We start from the raw sequence: 14,499 nt of genomic DNA on the forward strand, positions 1-14,499 counted from the left end.
ACCGGCCGGCGCGGTACATCGGTGAACTCGACATGCCGGTCCTGGGCAGACGAAAGCAGGTCGAGTACGGCAGGATGCCTGTTCATGAGCGTGCAGCCGCCGAACGGTATCGATGGAGTTGAGCGGGCCGAGCAACCTGGACCGGCCACCGCAGCCGAGGGCGAAACGGTCGAGCGGCCGCCCGTCGACCACCCGTCGCGCGCTGACCGGTTCGTCCGCGGCCTCTCCGAAGCGATCGGTGGCCCGCTGGGCCGGCACGCCGCCGGGCAGGACAGTGCCGCCGGTCGGCCCGGCCGGTTCTGGACCGCCGCCCGGATCGTGCTCGCACTGATCTGCCTCAGTCTCGCCGCGCACTGGGTGCAGAAGTCGCCCTGCATGGACGGAGCATGGCAGGACAACGTCCAGTACACCCGGTTCTGCTACACCGACGTGCTCGCTCTCTACTACGCCGAAGGGCTCAACGAGGGCAAGGTCCCCTACCTCGACCACCCCGTCGAGTACCCGGTGGTGACCGGCTACTTCATGGGCGTACTCGGGCTGCCGGTGCACGCGCTCGGCGCGGACCGGCCCGAGCTCAACCAGGCGATGTGGTTCTACAACGCCAACGCCCTGGTGCTCTGTGCGCTGGGGGTGGCCGCCGTGGCGGCGATCCTCGCTCTGCGCCGCCGCCGGCCGTGGGACGCCGCGATGTTCGCTCTCGCCCCCGCGCTGGTGCTGACCGCCACCGTCAACTGGGACATGCTGCCGATCGGGTTCGCGATGTTCGGCCTGTTCGCCTGGGTACGGCAGCGCCCGCTGCTCGCCGGCGTCCTGCTCGGTATCGGCGGCGCCGCCAAGATGTGGCCGCTGTTCCTACTCGGACCGATCCTCGTCCTCGGCCTGCGGTCGGCCCGGATCCGGGCCACCGCCACCGCGATCGCCGCCGCGGTCGGCACCCTGGTCGCGGTCAACCTGCCGGTCTACCTCTTCGCCCACGACGGGTGGCGGCGATTCTTCGAACTCAACTCCGAACGGCCGATCGACTGGGGAACGCTCTGGTACATCGGGCGCTACCTGGACGGCAAGTGGGCCGGCGGTACGCCCGGCGACCAGGGCCCGTTCCAGTGGCTCAGCGACCACATCCCGACGCTGAACACCCTGTCGTACGTCCTGTTCGGTCTGGCCTGCCTCGGCATCGGCGCGTTGGGGGTGCTCGCGCCGCGTCGGCCCCGGCTGGCCGCGTTGGCCTTCCTGGTGGTCGCGGCATTCCTCATCTTCAGCAAGGTCTGGTCACAGCAGTTCACCCTGTGGCTGTTGCCGCTGATCGTGCTGGCCCGGCCGCGCTGGGGTGCCTTCCTCGCCTGGCAGGCCGCCGAGGTCGGCTACTTCCTCGCCTTCTACGGGCAACTGCTCGGCACCGCGACCGGCAGCCAGGTCATCCCGGAAGGGGTCTTCGTGCTGGCCGCCACGCTGCGGCTCGGCACGGTGGTGGCGCTGTGCGTGTTCGTGATCCGCGACATCCTCCACCCGGAGCGGGACGTGGTACGCCGCAACTACTCCGACGACCCGGACGGCGGCGTCTTTGACGGCGCGCCGGACGCCGGCTGGGTGGCCAAGGTCCGCCGCTGGTTCAACGACGAACGCGAACCCAGGCCGGCCCCCGGTGGTTCACAGTCGGTAGACGACGGTGTCGCCGATGTCGACTCGGTCGATGCCGAGCCCGTCAACCGGTAGGTCGATGGTGGTCTGCCACGGCGTACCGGGCACCTCGTCACGCCGGAGCACCACGGTGCGTACGCCCAGCTCCCGCAGGTACCCGATGCTGGACTGATCGGGGAACGTCCGGGTGACCTCCCGTACCTCGGCCAACTGGTCCGGGGTGAAGCCGCTGCCGCCGTTCACCACCGGCTGGAACCGGGTTGTCGACCAGAGCATCACGTGCTGGTCGAGATTCTGGCTGCTGGGCAGCACCAGGATCGGGCCGTCGTCGACCCGCATGATCTGCGGCTGCTCGGGCACCACCGGGTGCGGGGTGACGTTCAACCCCTCCACCAGGACCAGCAGCAGGGGCAGCAGGGTGGCCAGTCGCAGCAGCGCACCGGGCCGTTCGGTGACCCGTTGCCGGGCGATGTCGTCGACCCGGCCGACGAACGCCGCCACCGCCCCGGCGGCGAGGATCGCCAGCAGCAGCGTGGTCCACAGCATCATCCGGCCCGGTGTGCGGATTCCGTCCCAGCCGGGTACGTACTCGAAGAGCAGACCGTAGCTGTAGGTGCCGCCGAAGAAGCTGCTGCCCATCGCGAGGATCCCGGTGAGCAGCACCCCGGCGAGCAGCAGCAGTCGTTGCCGCCACGTCCAGATGGACAGCACCAGCCCGGCGAGCGCCAGCGCGTACAGCACGAAGCCGGGCAGCAGGGTCATCTCCGGATGCCAGGGCAGTGCCGCGCGGGCATCGGCGTGCCGGTCGCCCCAGATCAGCGACTCCGCCGGCGCGGTGAAGAACCCGGACAGCGGCGGCGAGTACGCGGCCAGGTCGTCCATGGTCCGGGCGGCGTTCGGGTGCAGCTCGGCGACCCGGAAGTACGGGATCGCCAGCAGCACCCCGACGGCGGTGAACAGCGCGCCGCCGGCCACGTCGGTGAGCAGCAGTACGGCTCCGAACGGCTTTCGCTGCGGCCAGAACCAGGTACGCCGGACCAGGTACATGGCCAGTGAGACCAGGCAGATGATCGCCAGGATGTAGATGAACGGCAGTCCGATACCGAAGCCGAGGCTGACCTGCCAGGCCGCGGTCAGCCAGCCGGCCAACGCCCAGCTGACACTGCGCCGCTGCGGTCGGTAGCCGTACCGCAGTGACCAGCCGTGTCCCCGGGCCAGCATGGCCAGCGCCAACGGGATGCCGCCGTTGGAGACGATGTGCAGGTGCCCGGCCTGGGACAGCAGCCACGGCGCGTACGCGTAGCCGGCCGCACCGACGGCTGCCGCGGTCCGCCCGGCACCGAGCTGGCGGATCAGTGCGTACGCGCCGAGCGCCGCCAGCGCGTGGGCCAGCACGAAGATGATGTTGTAACGCAGGACCGCCGCCACCGGCCCGTCTCCGATCATGCCGGCGGGCGCGTAGCCGAGCAGGGTGTCGGAGAAGGCGAAGCTCCACGACTGCGGGTAGAAGGTGTTCGACTGCCACAGCTGGGTGGGGTCGGCCAGCAGAATATGCCCGGACCAGGCCATCTGCCAGGCCTGCAAAGTCGGATCCCAGGTGTCCTGCGGGATCGTGTAGAGCGGGTAGCGCAGCGTGGGCCAGGTCATCGCCACCGCGACGACGAGCGCCGCGACGGTGGCCAGGCTCCATTCGTGGATCAGCACCCGGACGACGGCCCGCCGGGCCCGCACCAGCCGACCCGGCCGGCTCGCCGGTGCGGGACCGAACGCGGTAAACGGATCGTCGGTTGGCTCGGCTTTGGCCTCCGGCGGCTCGGCCTTCGTTTCCGGCGGGTTGTCGGTTGGCTCGGCCTTGGTCTCCGGCGGGTCGTCGGTCGTGACCAGCTCGGCCTCCGGCCGGCCCACCGTCGTCTCGTCGAGCTGCTGTTCGGTGCCGTTGGTCGATGCCGGGTCGGGGCGGACCGGGTCGGCCGTGGTGGCCTGGTCGCCGTCGGCGGCTGCCCGCTTGCCGGTCATCGGGCTGGATCCCGCTGCCCCAGCCGATCCCGCAGGAAGGCGATGTCCGCCGCCTGGCCGTCGGTGCCACCCGGAGTCTCGACGATGACCGGCGCGTCGGCGGACCGGATCACCGCGACGATCAGTTCCGGGTCGATCATGCCGGCCTGGAGGTTCTCGTGGCGGTCCCGGCTGCTGTCGAAGGCGTCCTTGGACCCGTTGGCGTGGATCAGGTCGATCCGGCCGGTGATCGCCTTGACCCGGTCGACGATGTCGAGCAGCTCCTCACCTGCGGCGTGGGCGTGGCAGGTGTCCAGGCAGAAACCCGGCCCGAACTCGCCGATCGTGTCCCACAGCCGGGCCAGCGCGTCGAACCGTCGGGCGCAGGCGTTCTCGCCGCCTGCGGTGTTCTCGATCAGCACCGGCACCGGGAATCCGCCCTGATCCCGTGCATAGGCGAAGGTCTTGCGCCAGTTGTCGAAACCCACCGCTGCGTCGTCGCCCCGGCTGACGTGGCCGCCGTGCACGATCAGACCCTTCGCCCCCACCTGGCGGGCACCGGTGGCATGGCTCAGCAGGAGCTTGCGACTCGGAATCCGGATCCGGTTGTTCGAGGTGGCGACGTTGATCACGTACGGAGCATGCACGTACCGGTCCACGTCCGAGCTGGCCAGCTGATCCGCGTCGGTGCGCGGCTGCGGGGCCTTCCAGCCCTGCGGGTCGGAGAGGAAGAACTGGACCGCGTCTGCCCGTCGGTCGGCGGCTGCGGTGAGCGGGTCGCTGGGGTCGACGTGGGCTCCGATACGCATGGGCCGAGCCTACGTGGCAAGCCTGACGATCCGGGCACCGGCGGTTCGTGCGACCACCGGTTCGTACCGGTGGACGTGGGCCGGCCGCCCGGCGAGCCGGCCGCGTCACCGCCACCGATCGCGGTCGTTGCTCCCGGTAGAGAACCGGCTCGGCGTCTCCGCCGATCGGCGGAGACACCGACGTCTTCGTCCTCGTCTTCATGCCGGGACCGGCGCCACCGTTCGTGCTGGGAGAGGACGTGCCGATAGAACTGTCGCTCGCGGAGGGCGTGGTGGCCTCCTGGTTCGCCGGTCTGACCGGACAAGATCATCCAATCGGACTATTAGCGCTCCTTGCGCTAATTGCCGTGATTGGCGTGTCTGTAGCAGCAATAAGGGTTATAGTTGTGCAACACGGGCAGAAGTTCAAACACCTGCCCTGACCAGCGCACAACTGCACAGGCTCCGCGGGGCGCCTCACGTCCAACCTCGTCGGTGTGGTCGTTCCTCCCCAGGTCCCACCCAAAGAATGCGGACAGGGGGCGCCCCGCGGCTCGTGCCCGCAGCCGGCTATCCTTGTTCGGTTGCGCCGACGTCAGTTGCCTGACTGGTCGTCGGCGTCACGACGCTGGACCTCCTGCCACGGAAGGACCGTGGCCGTCAGCCCACAGGAGGTGAGTACGTCTTGCGTCATTACGAGATCATGGTCATCCTCGACCCCAGCCTCGAGGAGCGCACGGTCGCGCCCTCGCTCGACACGTACCTCAACGTGATCCGCACCGCCGGAGGCTCGGTCGAGAAGCTCGACGTCTGGGGCCGCCGCCGCCTCTCCTTCGAAATCAACAAGAAGGCGGAAGGCATCTACGCGGTCATCGACCTGCAGGCCACCCCGGATGCTGTCGCCGAGCTGGACCGCCAGCTGCGACTCAACGAGTCGGTGCTGCGCACCAAGGTCATTCGGCCGGAGACGCGCTGACCGCGTCCCACCGGTCCGCCCGACAGCCCTCGTCGGTCCTGTCACACGGCTCTGGCAGCCTGGTGACGAGGACGTCGACTGAGTGCGCGAGGAGATGGTCATGGCAGGAGATACCACCATTACGGTCATCGGCAACCTGACCGATGACCCTGAGTTGCGCTTTACCCCGTCGGGAGCAGCGGTCGCCAAGTTCCGGGTGGCTTCGACCCCCCGGTACATGGACCGAGCTTCCGGCGAGTGGAAGGACGGCGAGCCGCTCTTCCTGTCCTGCACGGTGTGGCGCCAGGCGGCGGAGCACGTCGCCGAGTCGCTCCAGCGGGGTGCCCGGGTGATCGTCTCGGGTCGGCTGCGGCAGCGGTCGTACGAGACCCGTGAGGGCGAGAAGCGGACCGTCATCGAGTTGGAAGTCGACGAGATCGGCCCGTCGCTGCGGTACGCCACGGCGAAGGTGCAGAAGATGTCCCGATCCGGCTCCGGCGGCGGCGGCTTCGGCGGCTCCGGTGGCGGTGGCAACCAGGGCGGCGGCTTCGACGACCCATGGGCCACGGCCGCGCCGGCCGCGCCGGCCGCCTCGTCCGCCCGTTCGGGCGGCGGGAACTTCGACGAGGAACCTCCATTCTGATATGGCTTCCAACGCCCGCGATCGCAAACCAGGAGCACGAGCAATGGCCAAGGCTGCGGCACTTCGCAAGCCGAAGAAGAAGGTGAACCCGCTCGACAAGGACGGGATCACCTACATCGACTACAAGGACACCGCGCTGCTGCGCAAGTTCATCTCCGACCGGGGCAAGATCCGTGCCCGGCGAGTGACCGGGGTGACCTCCCAGCAGCAGCGACAGATCGCCCGCGCGGTCAAGAACGCCCGCGAGATGGCGCTCCTGCCGTACACCACGACGGCCCGCTGAGCGGAGGCACCGATATGAAGATCATCCTCACGCAGGAGGTGTCTGGGCTCGGTTCCCCCGGGGACATCGTCGAGGTGAAGGACGGCTACGGCCGTAACTACCTGCTGCCCCAAGGGTTCGCGATCTCCTGGACCAAGGGTGCCGAGAAGCAGGTCACCTCGATCAAGCGGGCCCGTTCCGCCCGGGAGATCCGCGACCTCGGGCACGCCAACGAGGTCAAGGGTCAGCTGGAGAGCCTGAAGGTCACCCTGACCGCTCGGGCCGGCGAAGGCGGTCGACTGTTCGGCTCGGTCACCCCGGCCGAGGTCGTTGACGCCGTCCGTACCGCTGGCGGTCCGGCCCTGGACCGGCGGCGGCTGGAGCTGCCCGGCCACATCAAGTCGGTCGGTACCTACCCGGTGAAGGTCAAGCTGCACCCGGACGTCACCGCCAAGTTCGACCTCAGTGTGCTGCAGGCCAGGTAGCTTCCGACAGCCACAGCGAGCGAGACATCCGACTCAGGGGCCACACCAGACGGTGTGGCCCCTGAGCCATGCTCAGCGCAGAATGCTGGAGACGACGACCGGATCCCCGGACCCGAGGTAGAAGATGCCCGGGTAGCCGGCGGTGGCGAAGCCGTGACTGGTGTTGCGGCGCAGCACCGAATCGGTGAGTTCGAGGGTGCCAGACCGGTCGTTGCTGACGAAGAAGATGGCCCCGCCACCTTCCCGCGCCTCGTTGTCGGCGATGACGGTGCCGGCGATCGAGACGGTGAACCGGTTGCCGTCGGCGTAGATCGCCCCACCGCTACCGCCGCCCGGGGTGCCGGGCTTGGCTGGATTCGCACCGTTGCCGGTCGCCGAGTTGTGCGTCAGTACGCTGTTCAGCACGATCCACGAGACACCGATGCTGCTCAACGCACCGCCGTTGGCACACACCCCGCCGTCGCCGGGTGCCCCGCCGAAGGTGCTCTGCACCACGTACACCGGCTGGTCCTGCCACTGGTCCAGCACCCGGATCGCCGCGCCCCCGAGATCCGGTCCGGTCGGGTCGCACCGGTTACCGACGAATCGGGAGTTGACCACCCGGAACTGGCCGCCCCGGACGAAAATCGCGCCACCGCCGCCACCGTCGACCTGCTCACCGGTGGAATCGCCGTCGGCAAAGGTCAGGTTCTGCACGACCAGTTCGGGATGGTCCTGATCATTGCAGTGCGAGGTCGTCCAGCCCTGCGCCTGGTCGCAGGTGTTCATGTACAGAATTCGTCGTTGCCCGCCGCCGCTGAGGGTGACCAGCCCGCCGCCGTCCAGCACCACCTGCCGACTGGCCGCGTTGCGGACCTTCGCCGTCCGGTCCATCGTGATCACCACCGGTTCCGGCCCGCAGGCGAAGGTGATGATCCCGCCGGCTGCGACCGCCGCGACGACCGCCTGGGAGGTGCAACTGGCCGGCGTACCGTCGCCGATCGTGCGGGTCGGCCGGCTGGTGTCCACCGCGCGGGCCCGCGCCGGCACCTGAGCTTGTCCATCGGGGTTGCCGGCCGCCGGACCGGCCGCCGTCGTCCGGTCGGGAGCCTCCGACGGCACCGGGGCCGGGCCCAGCCCGGCCGCGCCGGACGGTAGTGGTGTGCCGTCCGACGGGACAGCGGCCGGCGCGGTGGTAGCGGACGACGCCCCAGGCTGCGCGCCGCTGGGAGGACCGGCACCGACCGCCGAGCCGTCGCCGGCCGGGCCGCACCCGGTCACCAGCCCGGTCACCAGCCCGGCGAGAAGCGGCCCGGCCACGGTCAGGTTGATCCTCCGGCTGCGGCTGAACACTGGTCGATCCTAGGAGCACGGCACCCGCGACGAACAGCGCGAACAGTCGGGGATCCGGGGCCCGCCCGGTAGGTCCGGCGTCAACCGATCGGCTGGCCGGTGATGGCGCTGGCGAGCACGGTCGACATGCCGCCGCCGATCACCGCCGACGCCAGGCCGACACTCGAGGCGCGCCACGTGCCGCTGACCCACCTGATCGACACCGCCAGGACCAGCGAGATCATCAGCGCGTACGCGAAGTCCGGCGCGGCGGCCAGCAGCGAGTTGATCGCCTGCGCCCGAGCGGAGAGGCAGTCGCCGTCCACCCCGAGAACGCAGTCGGTGGTCGCCGGGGTGCCGTCCAGGGTGAGGCTCCAGATCAGAAACGCCACCACCGGCAGGGCGTACCAGGCAGCCGTGTACAGCAGCGACGACAAATAGCCGCCCTGGTCGGCGTCGATCAGTTCGTCGTCGATCCGGTACGTCAGCCGACGCTGCGACGGCGGCTCGTACCTCGGCCGTGGTCGTTGCTCGGGCAGCACCCGGGAGCGGGGCGCGCTCGGCAGTGCGATCGGTGACCGGGGTGCCGAAGCTGGCGTCTCCACCCACCTGGGGTCGTCTGCCGCCAGCCGGGTGCCAGACCAGAAGGTACCTTCCCGGCCCGGCTCGACCTGTGGCCACGGGTCGACCGGCGGAAGGATATCGGCGTCGACGTCGCCGACCTCGGCGGCGCGTCTTTTGCGCGCCCCGGTGCGGCTACCGGCCGGCCAGCTCTCCGGGTCGTCGCCCCGGTGCCACTGATCGGTCTGGTCGCCGATCTCGCGCCAACTGTCGACCGGTTTCGGGCGGTACGCCCTGCGGCTGAGCTCCCCGGCCCGGCCGGCGGGCGGCTGCGCCGGGCCGGCACCGATCGCCCGCGGCGAGGACGCGGTACGCGGCCAGGTACCGGTCTCGTCGGTGAACTCGCGCCGGGGCGGTTCGATCTCGCGACGGGCGGGCCGGTCCCATCGCCCGGCCTGGTCCGCCTCCCGCGACCACCCGCCGGTGCGCTCGCTGGCCCGGGACCATTCGCTGGTGTAGTCGGCACCCCGGGACCATTCGCTGGTGTGGTCCGTCGCGCTGGACCATCCGCTGGTGGGGTCGGAACGCCTCGACCACTCGCCGGTGTGGTCCGATCCACCGGACCACCCGCTGGTGGACTCGTCGTCGCGTAGCCACTGCGCCGCGTGGTCGTCGTCGAGGCGACGCCGGATGTCGTCGCGGTCGCGCCGTCGGCGGCCGGGACGGTCGGAGTCGGACGGCTGGCCGGTACGACGGGACGACCGACGACTGCGACCGCCGTACCCCTCGAGGTCACCGGGGTCACCTGGATCACTGGGCGACGCCGACCACCGCGCCGGCGCGGTCGACCAGGTAGCGGGTGGCGTAGTGGCTGGACCGCCCGGGTCGAGCGGACCGGCACCCGACACCGGCCCGGAACGGCTATCGGGCGACTCACGCCGCCAGCCCGCTGGATCGCCGGACACCGGGCTGCCGGAGATCGGGTTCCCGGACACCGGGCTGCCCGAGATCGGACCGCCGGAGATCGGGTCCTCGGCCGCGCGGCGCCGGCCCGGTGCCCGCCGGGGCCGGTCCCAGGCGGGGGCGTCCATCTCGGGCCGGGCCGCTGGCAGCGCCGGACGGCCACGGGACCGGCGGCTCCGTACCGGCTGCTCGGGGATCTGCCACGATTCGTCGCGGTGCCGCCCGGCCCGGCTAGCCGGCGGATCCCGGTGGACCGGCTCACCCGCTGGCGGCGTCGGGCCGGCGGGCAGCGCCCACCGGTCCGTAGGCGGGCTGCCCCGGTCTACCTGGTACCGGGCACCGTCGCGCTGGTCCTCGTCGCGGCCGCGTCGGTCCTCGTAGCGGCGCCGGCCGCGGGGCGCCGCGTCATCCTCGGCCGGGTCGTAGCGCCGTGACCGACGAGAGCGTGGTGCCGGGTCGGCATCGGTGTCATCGGGCCACCGGGCAGCCGACCGCCGCTCGCGTGGAGGGCGGTCGCCGTACTCCCAGTCCCGGTAGTCCACCGCCGGAGCCTCGCCCCTTCGCTATCGAGCCGTGATCGGCTGGGCCGGCGAATCAGTTCCCGCCCGATAGTAGCCGGTAGCCCGGTGGGCAGCCCGGTGCAGATTTTTGTCCACCGGCTGTGGATCGCAAAGTCCCAGCTCAGCGGGCATCTCCTCGGGTTGGCGGCAAGTTTTCCACAGGCTGTGCACAAGGTTGTGCACAGCCTGTGCCCTCCTGTCCACAGCTTGTCCAGAGGTTCATCCACCGCCGTGTTTGGGCAAGCCGCCGCAAGTCCGTATCGTTTCCCGGAGCCCTCCCACGCCGATGCGACGCCCCCCGGTCGCCCGGTCCCTGGTGGGCCCGACCGCAGGTCGTCGACGACGCACGAGCAGACGATGTCGTACCCGCGCAGTTGACTCGCGGCAGTGATGTAGTGAAGGGGGGCGCCCGGATGTCCATCACGGACGACCTGCAGACCGAGCCCCGGCCACCGGCCCGCCCGTCCGGTCCACCCGGCCCGCCGGCCAAGCCACCCGGTCCACCCACCGGCGGTGAGCCCTTCGACCGCACGCCACCCCAGGACGTCGCCGCCGAACAGTGCGTCCTCGGCGGAATGCTGCTCTCCAAGGACGCCATCGCCGACGTCGTGGAGATCCTCAAACCGAACGACTTCTACCGCCCGATCCACGCCACGGTCTTCGACGCGGTGCTGGACCTGTACGGGCGAGGCGAGCCGGCGGACGCGATCACCGTCTCCGCCGCGCTCGCCAACTCGGGTGACCTGGGCCGGATCGGCGGCGCGCCGTACCTGCACACCCTGATCGCGAGCGTGCCCACCGCGGCCAACGCCTCCTACTACGCCAGGATCGTGGCCGAGCGCGCGGTGCTGCGCCGCATCGTCGAGGCCGGCACCAAGATCGTGCAGCTCGGGTACGGTTCCGCCGCCGGCGGCGGACGGGACATCGACGACGTCGTCGACCTCGCCCAGCAGGCGGTGTACGACGTCACGGAACGGCGGGTGAGCGAGGACTTCGCGGTCCTGGCCGACATGCTGCAGCCGACCCTCGACGAGATCGAGGCGGTCGGTGCCCAGGCCGGCATGATGACCGGGGTGCCTACCGGGTTCACCGACCTGGACCGGTTGCTCAACGGGCTGCACCCCGGGCAGTTGATCATCGTCGCCGGCCGGCCCGGCCTCGGCAAGGCGCTGGCGCTGGACACCCCGCTGCCCACCCCGACCGGCTGGACCACCATGGGTGAGGTCGCGGTCGGCGACCGACTACTCGACGCCGCCGGTCGACCCACCACGGTCGTCGGCACCTCTGCCGTCCTGCTCGGCGGACGGTCCTACCAGGTCGAGTTCTCCGACGGCTCGGCCATCGTCGCCGACGGTGACCACCTCTGGCAGGTGACGCACCGGCCCGCCGTGCCGGTACCGGCAGCGGCCGCCGTGGCGCTGGCCGCTGTCACCCCGGCACCGGTCTCGGCCGATCCGGCCCTGGCCGGCCGGTCCCGGCCACGACCGGCCCAGTCCGCACCTGCGCGGGCCACCCAGGTACTGACCACCGAGGAGATCCTGGACCTGCTCGACCGGTCACCGGCGGAGCATCCCGAGGTCACCGTCGCGAACTGCCGTGCCTTGGCGCTGCCCGACCGCGACGACCTGCCGGTGCCGCCGTACCAGTTGGGGGTCGATCTTGCCGGTGGTGACCCGGCTGCCGACCACCGCCAGGTCGACCGGCGGATCCCCGACGCGTACCTGCGGAGCTCCGAGCGGCAGCGGCGGGCGCTGCTGACCGGTCTGTTGGACACCGCCGGCACCCGCAACCCGGGCGGGCTGGACGAGTACCGGACCACTTCGCGCCTGATTGTCGAAACGGTACGCGAGTTGGTGGCGAGCCTCGGTCTGCACTGCACGGTGTCAGCGGCCACCGTCCGGGGCCGGATGACCTCGCCATCCACGGTCTACACGGTGACCATCCAGACCGACGACGAGCAACAGCGACGAATCACCTCGGTCCGACCGGTCCGCAGCGTGCCGGTGCGCTGCGTCACCGTGGACAACGCCGACCACCTGTATCTCGCCGGCCGGACGATGATCCCGACGCACAACTCGACCGCCTCGATGGACTTCGCCCGCAACGCGGCGATCCGGGCCGGTCACGCCAGCGCGATCTTCTCGCTGGAGATGAGCAAGGTGGAGATCGTCATGCGGCTGCTCTCCGCCGAGGCGAAGGTGCCGTTGCATGTCCTGCGCTCCGGCCAGCTCTCCGACGACGACTGGACGAAGCTGGCCCGGCGGATGGGCGAGATCAGTGAGGCGCCGCTCTTCGTCGACGACACGCCGAACATGAACCTGATGGAGATCAGAGCCAAGGCGCGGCGGCTACGGCAGCGGCACGACCTGAAGATGATCGTCGTCGACTACCTGCAGCTGATGACCTCACCGAAACGCACCGAGAGCCGTCAGCAGGAGGTCGCGGACCTGTCCCGTGGGCTCAAACTGCTGGCCAAGGAGGTCGAGTGCCCGGTGATCGCGGTCAGCCAGCTGAACCGTGGCCCTGAGCAGCGTACCGACAAGCGGCCGCAATTGTCCGATTTGCGCGAGTCGGGGTCGATCGAGCAGGACGCGGACGTGGTCATTCTGTTGCACCGAGATGACTACTACGACAAGGAGTCGCCTCGGGCGGGCGAGGCGGACTTCATCGTCGCCAAGCACCGGAACGGGCCGACCGACACGGTGACCGTCGCCGCGCAGCTGCACCTATCCCGGTTCGTCGACATGGCGATCTGAGCCACCATGCCGGGACGGCCGCCCGCTCCCGGCAGCGCGGCGGCCCGGATCAGCGCAGAGTTCCGAACCAGCGCAGAGTTCCGGACCGCCGGGGCACCGGCTCAGTCGAAGAGCTGGTTGAGGAAGCTCTTCTGCCGCTTGTGCCGGTAGTGCCCGTGGTAGCCGTGGTGCCCGTAGGCGGGAGCCGGCGGGTAGGCCGGGGCCGGCGGCGGGTAGCCGGGCTGGTGGTGCGTCGGCGGGGGTGGCGGAGGCGGCGGGTATCCGCCGGCCGGGCTCGGTGCCGGGCGGGGCGGTTGACCGGGCTGCTGGCCGCCGGCACCACCGTTCCAGGCTGCCTCCGCGTCCAGCAGGCGCTCCAGCTCGCCCCGGTCCAGAAAAATGCCGCGACACTCGGTGCACTGGTCGACGGTGATCCCACTGCGCTCGTACTGCCGCATGGCGCCGTGACACTTGGGACAGTTCATCTGCATGACTCGACGGTACCGGCTGGGATCCTCACCTGCCGACTGGCAACGCGGTGACCTCGTCGTCGGACACCTGGTGGAAATCCTGGTAGTAACAACCGACGGCGCGGAAGTCCGTTGGCCGCAGCGGGCAGACGACCTCGTCGACCACGTCTTGGAGCGTGCCGATCGCCTCGGCCGAGCCGACCGGCACCGCCAGCACCACCCGGTCCGCACCGAGGCTTCGACTCACCGTGACCGCTGCCCGGGCCGACGCGCCGGTGGCCAGCCCGTCGTCGACCAGAACGGCGGTCCGGCCGCGCAGGTCCAGCGGCGGCCGGTCGCCCCGGAACAGCCGCTCGCGGCGGCGCAACTCGGTGGTCTCCTCGGTGGTGATCCGGGCGATCTGTCCCGGGTCGAGCTGGTCGGCGATCTCCGGGTTCAGCACCCGCACCCCGCCCGGCCCGATCGCGCCGAAGGCGACCTCGGCCGCCGACGGCAGACCGAGTTTGCGGATGACCAGCACGTCGTACGCCACGTCGAGCTGGTCGGCGACCACCGCCGCGACCGGTGCCCCGCCCCGCAACAGTCCGAGGACGACGACGTCCGGTCGCCCCCGCAACTGCGCCAACTGCCCGGCCAACTGCTCCCCGGCGTCGCGGCGGTCCCGGTATTCCATCTCCATGTCCTCAAGGTGTACGCCGTTTCCCGCCCGCCCGCCGCCGGGTCGGCGGATTCCACACCGACGGTCGCGGTCACCCTGCCAGGATGTCGCCGGCCAGGCGGCCGACCAGCAGCGCGGCGAATCCGGCCAGCAGGGTACCGGTGGCGTAGCCGGCGGCCGTCCAGCGATCCCGCGCGGAGCCGCCGGCCAACTGGACCACCTCGTAGGCGAAGGTCGAGTACGTGGTCAGCGCGCCGCAGAGGCCGGTGGCGAGTAGCCGGGCCAGCCAGCCGGCACCGGTCAGTCCGGCACCGGCGAGTACGCCGATCAGCGCAGCCCCGGCGAGGTTGACCAGGAAGGTGCCCCAGAAGCTGGGCTGACCGAGTCCCACCACGACCCGGTCGGTGAGGTAGCGAACCAGCGCGCCGACCGCCCCGCCACACATCACCAGGAGCAGACTCATCCCGTACCTCCC

The 14,499-nt window shown here is 70.7% G+C and carries 13 protein-coding genes; 6 read left to right on the plus strand and 7 right to left on the minus strand.

Features of this window, described 5'->3' with window-relative positions; all coding sequences use genetic code 11:
• Positions 1–84 precede the first annotated feature (84 nt).
• The gene (locus ACN27J_RS21590) at positions 85–1,713 is read left to right on the plus strand and encodes a glycosyltransferase family 87 protein (protein WP_421368945.1); all 1,629 of its coding nucleotides are present in this window, start codon (positions 85–87) and stop codon (positions 1,711–1,713) included.
• Here the strand turns inward: ACN27J_RS21590 and ACN27J_RS21595 are convergent.
• Both ACN27J_RS21595 and ACN27J_RS21600 read right to left on the minus strand, forming a co-directional pair.
• Positions 1,648–3,654, minus strand: a complete 2,007-nt coding sequence (locus ACN27J_RS21595) for a hypothetical protein (RefSeq protein WP_421368947.1) — start codon at positions 3,652–3,654, stop codon at positions 1,648–1,650. The genes ACN27J_RS21590 and ACN27J_RS21595 overlap by 66 nt on opposite strands.
• On the minus strand, positions 3,651–4,442 hold the full coding sequence (locus ACN27J_RS21600; protein WP_421368950.1) for a deoxyribonuclease IV: 792 nt from the start codon (positions 4,440–4,442) through the stop codon (positions 3,651–3,653). Before ACN27J_RS21600 ends, ACN27J_RS21595 begins: the two co-directional genes overlap by 4 nt.
• Positions 4,443–5,106: 664 nt before the next feature.
• Between ACN27J_RS21600 and rpsF the strand changes: the two genes are divergently transcribed.
• The 4 genes from rpsF (at position 5,107) to rplI (ending at position 6,766) form a co-directional block, all read left to right on the plus strand.
• Complete coding sequence (gene rpsF / locus ACN27J_RS21605) at positions 5,107–5,397, plus strand: 30S ribosomal protein S6 (RefSeq protein ID WP_363851323.1); 291 nt, start codon at positions 5,107–5,109, stop codon at positions 5,395–5,397.
• Positions 5,398–5,479: 82 nt separating this feature from the next.
• Positions 5,480–6,019 (plus strand): single-stranded DNA-binding protein, encoded by a 540-nt coding sequence (locus tag ACN27J_RS21610; protein ID WP_278172925.1) that lies wholly within the window; start codon positions 5,480–5,482, stop codon positions 6,017–6,019.
• 43 nt (positions 6,020–6,062) lie between these two features.
• Positions 6,063–6,302, plus strand: coding sequence for a 30S ribosomal protein S18 (gene rpsR, locus ACN27J_RS21615; protein WP_091551811.1), 240 nt, complete (start codon positions 6,063–6,065; stop codon positions 6,300–6,302).
• A 14-nt stretch (positions 6,303–6,316) separates the two neighbouring features.
• Positions 6,317–6,766 (plus strand): 50S ribosomal protein L9, encoded by a 450-nt coding sequence (gene rplI, locus ACN27J_RS21620; protein WP_278172926.1) that lies wholly within the window; start codon positions 6,317–6,319, stop codon positions 6,764–6,766.
• Between the two features lie 72 nt (positions 6,767–6,838).
• Here rplI and ACN27J_RS21625 read toward each other — a convergent pair whose 3' ends face one another.
• Entirely contained in the window at positions 6,839–8,026 is a 1,188-nt protein-coding gene (locus ACN27J_RS21625) for a hypothetical protein (protein WP_421372368.1), read from the minus strand.
• A gap of 152 nt (positions 8,027–8,178) precedes the next feature.
• Positions 8,179–10,143, minus strand: a complete 1,965-nt coding sequence (locus tag ACN27J_RS21630) for a hypothetical protein (RefSeq protein WP_421368953.1) — start codon at positions 10,141–10,143, stop codon at positions 8,179–8,181.
• Positions 10,144–10,574: 431 nt separating this feature from the next.
• Between ACN27J_RS21630 and dnaB the strand changes: the two genes are divergently transcribed.
• On the plus strand, positions 10,575–12,917 hold the full coding sequence (dnaB, locus tag ACN27J_RS21635; RefSeq protein WP_421368955.1) for a replicative DNA helicase: 2,343 nt from the start codon (positions 10,575–10,577) through the stop codon (positions 12,915–12,917).
• Positions 12,918–13,018: 101 nt separating this feature from the next.
• On the opposite strand, the gene ACN27J_RS21640 is transcribed toward dnaB, so the two are convergent.
• The 3 genes from ACN27J_RS21640 to ACN27J_RS21650 all read right to left on the minus strand — a co-directional run bounded on the left by ACN27J_RS21640 (position 13,019) and on the right by ACN27J_RS21650 (position 14,487).
• Entirely contained in the window at positions 13,019–13,387 is a 369-nt protein-coding gene (locus tag ACN27J_RS21640) for a zf-TFIIB domain-containing protein (protein WP_278172929.1), read from the minus strand.
• Between the two features lie 25 nt (positions 13,388–13,412).
• Positions 13,413–14,045 carry a phosphoribosyltransferase gene (locus ACN27J_RS21645; RefSeq protein ID WP_421368957.1) on the minus strand — a complete coding sequence of 211 codons (633 nt, stop codon included), beginning with the start codon at positions 14,043–14,045 and terminating at the stop codon, positions 13,413–13,415.
• 70 nt (positions 14,046–14,115) lie between these two features.
• Positions 14,116–14,487 carry a fluoride efflux transporter FluC gene (locus ACN27J_RS21650; protein WP_421368960.1) on the minus strand — a complete coding sequence of 124 codons (372 nt, stop codon included), beginning with the start codon at positions 14,485–14,487 and terminating at the stop codon, positions 14,116–14,118.
• Positions 14,488–14,499: the final 12 nt, after the last annotated feature.

Origin of the sequence: Solwaraspora sp. WMMB762, from assembly GCF_049179115.1 — a bacterium.
Taxonomy (GTDB): Bacteria; Actinomycetota; Actinomycetes; order Mycobacteriales; family Micromonosporaceae; genus Micromonospora_E.